The sequence below is a fragment of the Patescibacteria group bacterium genome, assembly GCA_028717685.1.
GTDB lineage: Bacteria > Patescibacteriota > JAQUNI01 > JAQUNI01 > JAQUNI01 > JAQUNI01.
Genome location: JAQUNI010000005.1, coordinates 1 through 6,868, shown reverse-complemented (window position 1 = coordinate 6,868; position 6,868 = coordinate 1). Strand labels below are relative to the sequence as shown.

Genomic DNA, 6,868 nt, shown 5'->3' with positions numbered 1-6,868 from the left:
CAGGGAAGCAAAAGCAGGATGTAAGCGCGGAGCCAGGCTCCGCGGATAAAAAGGAAGCCCCGGAGTCCCGACACCGCCAGCAGGCGGGGGCGGGACGGAGGGGCGACATTAAGTCGGGGGTCGGAGAGAGGCGCGATTGAAGCGAGATAACTTTTATTCATGCGGGGATTTTGAAAACGGGGGTAGTCGTTCCGGAACGACTACCCTAACGACTAGGCAAATAAGTAATTTTCTCTGGTCAAAATCAAGAAATTCTGATAAACTGTATTCGAACTTGGTTGAATAACCACACCCTGATTAAACTTTCGTCCATTTTGCCGATTTTTTCGCGGGCTGCGCACAGCGCAGCCCATTGTATTTGCGCGGTAAATTCAATTTTTCTATTTTTTAAAAACAGGTTCGAGCCGGCGATTTTCATCGCCGCGATTTTTTTGCCTGTTAAATCAGGGGCAAGGGCGATTTTATCCAGTGTTTGAGCCAATGGTTTTTAATTGAAGGAGATAATTTTTTTCATTCACTTTTATTTTTTACCATATACTATAATTATATCTTTGTGTTTTAGATAAACAAAAAGCCCCCGCAATAGAGGGCAAAGTTGCACAGTTCTATACAAGTGTGAAGTAGTAAAATTACTATTTTGGGTTTAAATTTTATATTTTTCTTTCAAGGTTTGCTCCCAACCAAATGCTTTTAATAAAATTTTTTCATGTTCTTGAAATTTTCTCATCGTTTGATCATTCAGTTTAACTCTTTGAGCTCTCGTCCACCCTTTGAAATTAGCTGGATTGTAAATAACAACTTCGTTTTCGCCACTCATTTTCTCATCTAAATCCCAATGGGCTAGAGCGTTTCTTAACTGTTGAACAAACCTTAAAGAATCTTTTACTTTTGAATATTGACTCAATTTTTTAAAATACGGAATTTGCTCATAAAGCGAAATCTTTTTTTCAAAATTAAAATGAGATGTTTCTATAATATAATAAAGAAAATCTGAGGCTTGTTGACTGGTTTTTGGAAAAAAATATGTTCTCAATCTCCAGCCAAGCGCCCTCTCTATTACGGTTGTGTCTGAAATAATAATTCCCCTGAACAAGCTTAATTTTTCTCTAATTATTTTTTTATCCATATAAAATTTTTAGTTCGCGTGATTAAAATATTCCCCGATTTTTTCAAAAATCATTTTGAAATTATTAATCGTGTTTTTGGATAATTTAATTTTTGATTTATCCTTCTTTACCTGATCTAAAAACTTTTTTGCTAATAGAACCTTATCAATGTTTTGATTCTTTAAAAATTTGGAGTTAAATATACCTTGATTAGTGTTTTTGGTGCTATTAAGAACAAAAGAATTAAAATCATCATACGTAAACAAGTCCTCGATAGAAAAGTTATCCTGTTCTGAAATGGAAATAATCTTTGCCTCATCAATCAATAATTTTTCTTTTAATTCTTTCGCTGTTCTTTTTCCTTCTGTATCATTATCTAAAACCGAGACAAAATCTAATCCCCAGCCAATCAAAAGTGAAATAATTTGAGGAACTTTCTGCGCTCCGCAGCAAGGAATAAGATTTGCATCAAGTCCTTTTATCGTTGCCGGCAAAAAATCTTTCATAGCCTGAAAATAATAATAATCTGAAATTCCTTCAAGCACGACACTTTTCTTTCCTGCAATCGAAAATTCCTGTGTTAAATCCAAGCCAATAGCAGTAATGATGGGCGTTAGTGTTTCTTTATCCGCTCCTTTGTGGATTTTGTTTTCTATCTTTGTTCCGTTTCCATCGTTAAGAAGAAGACGCACACGATCTAATCTTTCGGGATCAATTAAATAAGGCGAATGTGTACTAAAAATAACCTGCGAATTTTTCGATACTTCCTCTAAAACTTTTAAAACATCTTTTTGGGCCTTTGCGTGCAAATATAATCCCGGCTCATCAATCAAAATTATGTTTATATCATCTTTTTCGGCATTTAGACGCAAAAAGAATGATAAAAACCATTGAAAACCTTTACTCCTTTGCTCTGGTTTAAATAAAATTGTTTTTTCTGATTCTTTAACGCCAAGACGCAATTTAAGGCCATCTGCTTCCGCAACTAAATCAAGTTTATTTTGACCCCAATAACCCATAAAATCACCACTTATTGCTGCAGAATGTTTGCTTAAAATATTTCGCCTGCGTTGCGTATCCGTTGTTTGGATAACTTTGTCTAAATTCAACTTTGCAACTTTCGCAAAATCTTGAATTGCTTTATTTTGTTTTGCTTCCGTCAAAGGCAATTCAAAAGGTAAGATATCTTTAAAATCGCTGAAAAAAATAAAATTAGGAATATATTGTTTTATTTCTTCTAAAAGCTTATTGGCGGTGTTTTCTTTTTGTAAGTTATTTGTCTCTATGGCAAGAGTAGAAATATTTTCTGTAGCCTGTTGTTTTTTTACCTCATCGGGAATTGAGACGATAAGAGGTTTTGCCTGTGTTATAAAACTATTTATTGCTTGCTGTGAGACTCCTATATTATCTTCACTGATTTGTGGATCAGTAAGACCCGTTAATTGTTCGATATTCTTTAATTTCCCAATAAATTGATTTATCTTTTTAAAGCATTGCTGATTTATTTCTTGCATTTGACTATCCAATAAGTCGATAATCTGACTAGCGAGCTCATAGGAACCATTTTTCTGTTTCAGAATCGTTAATCCTTCTTTGTTGATAAGGCTATAAAATTCTTTATTCAACAAAATATTTTTTTCTTTGGCAATTTCTCCAAGAGTTGCTTTATCAACTTCAAAACTTAATTCGATTAGGGGTTCACCGCTATCATCAAGAGGGAGCGCGGTGTCCGGTATAGTTTTAATATTGGTGTCAAAATCTCTCAAGGATTCAAGAACCGCGCTTTTGCCTGATTCGTTTTTCCCTGCAAGCGTTGTTAAATCAGAAGCAAGCCAGCAATAATCACTGTCTTTGATTGATTTATAGTTTTGTATGCGAAATTTAATTAGTTTCATAAAGTTTAATTTATATTAAGCATCCTCTTTAAGCTCTAAAACCATTAAATAATTACGGTTGTCTTTTCATACAACAAAGGCAGAGAATCCTGCCTCATTCTAAATTTTGTCCCATGATTGTGTCCGGTTCGGGCGTCAAAATCCACCAGAATTTTAGCTTCTTCGATTGCTTTCAAAAATCCCTCGAAATTAAATCCCTGCAACATCATTACTTTCGTGTATTTATAAAACTCTTTCCCTTTTTCTTTTTTAACCTCCGCTTGAACATAGAAACAATTTAAAAGTTTTGTTCCGGCTTTATGTTCGAGATCATCAAACCCCCAATAGGGCTGTGGGTTTAACTCGTTCAATCCTATTTTCTTTTTTACCGATTCAAGCCATTTTGCATGTCTTTTATCAACTGCTTTTGCGTCAAAGGAAATCAATACTTTTCTTTCTTTCCTGTCAATTACAACCTTGAATCCGCGGTCGCTTCTCGATAAGCCGTGTATGGTTTGTCGAAAACTCATTTCATTTTCCGGATACAACTTCCCTGCCTTTTCATGTGGCCAGCCGTATTTTGGTAATAGAATTTGCGGCACAAAACGAATTGCACGAGGCGAAGGCTCGATATGAAATAAGGTTGTTAAAGATGAAGAATTAAGCCGCTGTGCTTTTAGTTCCCATTCTGCCGCATTGGGAATGGGCAGATTATTTTCTTCAATACCGAGTAGATCTTCTAAGGTATTACCAATTCCGCCGTGATTACCTTTACGGGCATTAAGAATCCAGCCAGAAGCAGAAATATTTTTTAGCTTATCAATCAATGCTTGTTTGGTATATATTATTGGTTTTGTCATAATCTATAGAAGTTTAGCTTGCGACAAATGGTTTTTAATTCTTTTTTTTGCCATTTGGCAATATTCGGGCGAAATATCAATCCCAATATATTTTCGTTTGAAATTAATTGCAGAAAGCGCGGTTGTTCCTGAACCTATAAAAGGATCAAGAATAATTTTTGCATCGGTTGACACAACAATTCTATCTATCAATTTAACTGGAAAGGCCGCAGGATGCTCATTTTTCATTTCTTGAGTAAATTCCCAAACATCGCCATGACTATTGGCTTTTGGAGCAAGTTTAAACTTTGACTTTGCAATCAGATAAATAACTTCATAAGTCGGCAAAAAATAACCCGGATTAAAATTAAATCCACCTTTCCTTTTCCAGATAATAATTTGCCTAACCGGAAAACCACTAACAATATCCTGTCTATCTTGCAAAAGTCCGGCTTGAACACGCCATTTGTGATTATAAAAAATCGCACCAGTGTCAGGAATTATCCTCAACATTTCAGCTAAGCAACCCCTTTGCCATTTCACATATTTTTCGTGTGGCATACAATCATCGTGATGAGAATATCCATTTTTCAGGGCGGCATTTGCCCATTTACCACTATTACCATTTCCCTCTTTCAAACCATTACCAGTAGAGTTTTTAATATTATAAGGCGGCGAAGTAACAACTAAATCAACAGAGCCGTCCGGTATCTGCTTCATTATTTTTACCGCATCTCCACAGATTATTTTATTCGTAAAATCCTTAGAAAATTTCATAATGTTTATTTCATTAAATCATCGAGCGAAACGCCCAAAGCGTCCGCGATTTTTTTGACGGTTTCGATTCTCGGATCAGAAGTGGCGCCGGATTCTATTTTCGTGATCGTGTGCAAGGTAATACCGGCGAGTTTGGACAACTTGTCCTGCGAGACCCCGAGCTTTCCGCGGTATTTCTTCATATTCTTGGCGATTGGAGGCAATTCTTTTGACATTATAGTAAAGTTTTACTATACTTAGTTTAACTCGTTATTGATATTGTATAAGATTTTCTCGAGTTTGGCAATCTAAATTTTAAGCTTTAAGCTTACAATATGATTCAATATTTTCTCTACTGCCGCAAATCCACCGATGTGGAAGATAAACAGGTACTTTCTATTGAAGCTCAAATTGCGGAATTGCACGAATTCGCCAAACGTGAAGGATTGAACATTGTTGAAGAATTTATCGAAAAGCAGTCTGCCAAAATTCCGGGCCGGCCTGTTTTCAATGAAATGCTCGGAAAAATCGAAGCAGACAAAGCCCAGGGAATCCTATCTTGGCATCCGGATAGGTTGGCGCGCAATTCCATGGACGGCGGAAAAATCATCTATCTTTTGGATACCGGTAAACTCCAGGGATTGAAATTTCCGCAGTTTTGGTTTGAATCCACGCCGCAGGGAAAATTTATGTTGAGCATCGCTTTCAGCCAAAGCAAATACTACGTTGATTCGCTGGCCGAAAACACGAAGAGAGGTTTGCGCCAAAAAGTGAGGCGCGGAGAATATCCTACCCTTGCACCGATCGGATACATCAACGATCCGCGGACTAAAACGGTAATTGTCGATAAAAAGAAAGCTGCAATCATCAAAGCCGCTTTCGAATTGTATGTGAAAGGAAATTACCGACTTGAGGATATTGCCGAATTTATGGCCAAACGGGGTATTATCTCAAAACATGGAAACGTTATTCACCGCAGCCGAGCCGCTTTTATGCTTTCCAATCCGTTTTACTGTGGACTGTTCCGCTATGAAGGGGAAATCCACGAAGGCCGGCATAAACCTATCATTCCAAAGATAATTTTCGACAAAGCACAGGAAGTACTGAAAGGGCGCGGCAGACCGCATAAAAGCCCAAAAAACAATCCGAAGCCTCTTTGCGGACTTTTCCGTTGTGGCGAGTGCGGAATGATGTTTACCGCCGAAGTAAAGAAGGGACATACCTATTACCGCTGTACCAAAAGATCAAAAACCGTAAAATGCGGCCAACCATATATCCGCGAAGAATCTTTGGATAAAGAATTATCCGAAATGCTAAAAAAGTTCGTTATGCCGGAAAATTGGTCGGAACATCTGATGGAATTGGCGGAAAAGGACAAAGAAAAATCCGCCGAATCTTGCGCGGCTTTCGTTCAAGAATTGCGGTCGAAGATTATCGAAATAGACCGCAAGCTCCAAAGGCTTCTGGACGCTTATCTTGAACAGGATATAGAGCGCGAAAACTATCGTGAGGAGAAGAATAAACTAGTATCCGAAAGGAGGTCTTTGGAAGGTCAAATCGCCCGGCTTGAACGAAAGCAGAATATTTGGCTCGAACCTCTCCGAGAATGGTTAAAAGACGCTCAAACACTGGATAAAATCGCCCTTGCCCCCGGTCTTTTGGACAAAAAAAGCGCGGCGATGAAAATCGCCGGCTCGAACCTGTTTTTAAAAAAATAGAAAAATTGAATTTACCGCGCAAATACAATGGGCTGCGCTGTGCGCAGCCCGCGAAAAAATCGGCAAAATGGACGAAAGTTTAATCAGGGTGGACTCACCGGGAATCGAACCCGGGACTCGGCAATGCGAATGCCGCGTAATGCCACTTTACTATAAGCCCGTAATAATTAATTGGTGCGGGGCACGGTGCAAATGTTACCGATTTATATAAAAATCATAAGATTTTTATCAATAAATCGCAATCCCGCTATGCGAAACATAGGCGGGACCATGTTCTACTCCGACCAATGTCGGAGTCCGACTCCGGTCGGACCACTATACCATAGGCCCCCTTTATACTTTGGAAAGTTTATATAGATTATTAAATCTTTGCAATCGTTCACTTCTCCTCCCTCAATTCATGAACTTCCCTTTCTATTCTGTCGATTTTTGTATTTATTTTATTCAACAAATCCCCTTCCATTTCAATTTCCGTTTCGGTTTTTTCGAATATCTTTTTTTCCTTCTTCATACCCGAAAGAAAAATCCTGTCACCGATGAAAAATGAAACAAATAATCCGGTACTTAAAAGAATA

Annotated in this window: 8 protein-coding genes and 1 tRNA gene; 1 reads left to right on the top strand and 8 read right to left on the bottom strand. The window is 37.8% G+C overall.

Features of this window, described 5'->3' with window-relative positions; all coding sequences use genetic code 11:
* Positions 1-244 precede the first annotated feature (244 nt).
* The 6 genes from PHW01_05415 to PHW01_05390 all read right to left on the bottom strand — a co-directional run bounded on the left by PHW01_05415 (position 245) and on the right by PHW01_05390 (position 4,811).
* Complete coding sequence (locus tag PHW01_05415) at positions 245-481, bottom strand: hypothetical protein (GenBank protein ID MDD5627414.1); 237 nt, start codon at positions 479-481, stop codon at positions 245-247.
* A gap of 162 nt (positions 482-643) precedes the next feature.
* Entirely contained in the window at positions 644-1,126 is a 483-nt protein-coding gene (locus PHW01_05410; protein MDD5627413.1) for a hypothetical protein, read from the bottom strand.
* A gap of 9 nt (positions 1,127-1,135) precedes the next feature.
* Positions 1,136-3,001 carry an AAA family ATPase gene (locus PHW01_05405; protein ID MDD5627412.1) on the bottom strand — a complete coding sequence of 622 codons (1,866 nt, stop codon included), beginning with the start codon at positions 2,999-3,001 and terminating at the stop codon, positions 1,136-1,138.
* 44 nt (positions 3,002-3,045) lie between these two features.
* Positions 3,046-3,840: an MvaI/BcnI family restriction endonuclease gene (locus PHW01_05400; GenBank protein MDD5627411.1), complete on the bottom strand. Its 795-nt coding sequence runs from the start codon at positions 3,838-3,840 to the stop codon at positions 3,046-3,048.
* Between the two features lie 3 nt (positions 3,841-3,843).
* Positions 3,844-4,596: a site-specific DNA-methyltransferase gene (locus PHW01_05395; protein MDD5627410.1), complete on the bottom strand. Its 753-nt coding sequence runs from the start codon at positions 4,594-4,596 to the stop codon at positions 3,844-3,846.
* 5 nt (positions 4,597-4,601) lie between these two features.
* A complete protein-coding gene (locus tag PHW01_05390) occupies positions 4,602-4,811 on the bottom strand; it encodes a helix-turn-helix transcriptional regulator (protein ID MDD5627409.1) in 210 nt (69 codons plus the stop codon).
* A gap of 99 nt (positions 4,812-4,910) precedes the next feature.
* On the opposite strand from PHW01_05390, the gene PHW01_05385 reads away from it, so the two are divergent.
* The gene (locus PHW01_05385; protein MDD5627408.1) at positions 4,911-6,293 is read left to right on the top strand and encodes a recombinase family protein; all 1,383 of its coding nucleotides are present in this window, start codon (positions 4,911-4,913) and stop codon (positions 6,291-6,293) included.
* A gap of 89 nt (positions 6,294-6,382) precedes the next feature.
* Here PHW01_05385 and PHW01_05380 read toward each other — a convergent pair.
* A tRNA-Ala gene (locus tag PHW01_05380) sits at positions 6,383-6,453 on the bottom strand.
* Between the two features lie 219 nt (positions 6,454-6,672).
* Positions 6,673-6,868, bottom strand: a 196-nt coding sequence (locus PHW01_05375) for a hypothetical protein (protein MDD5627407.1), incomplete at its 5' end; no start/stop codon positions are given.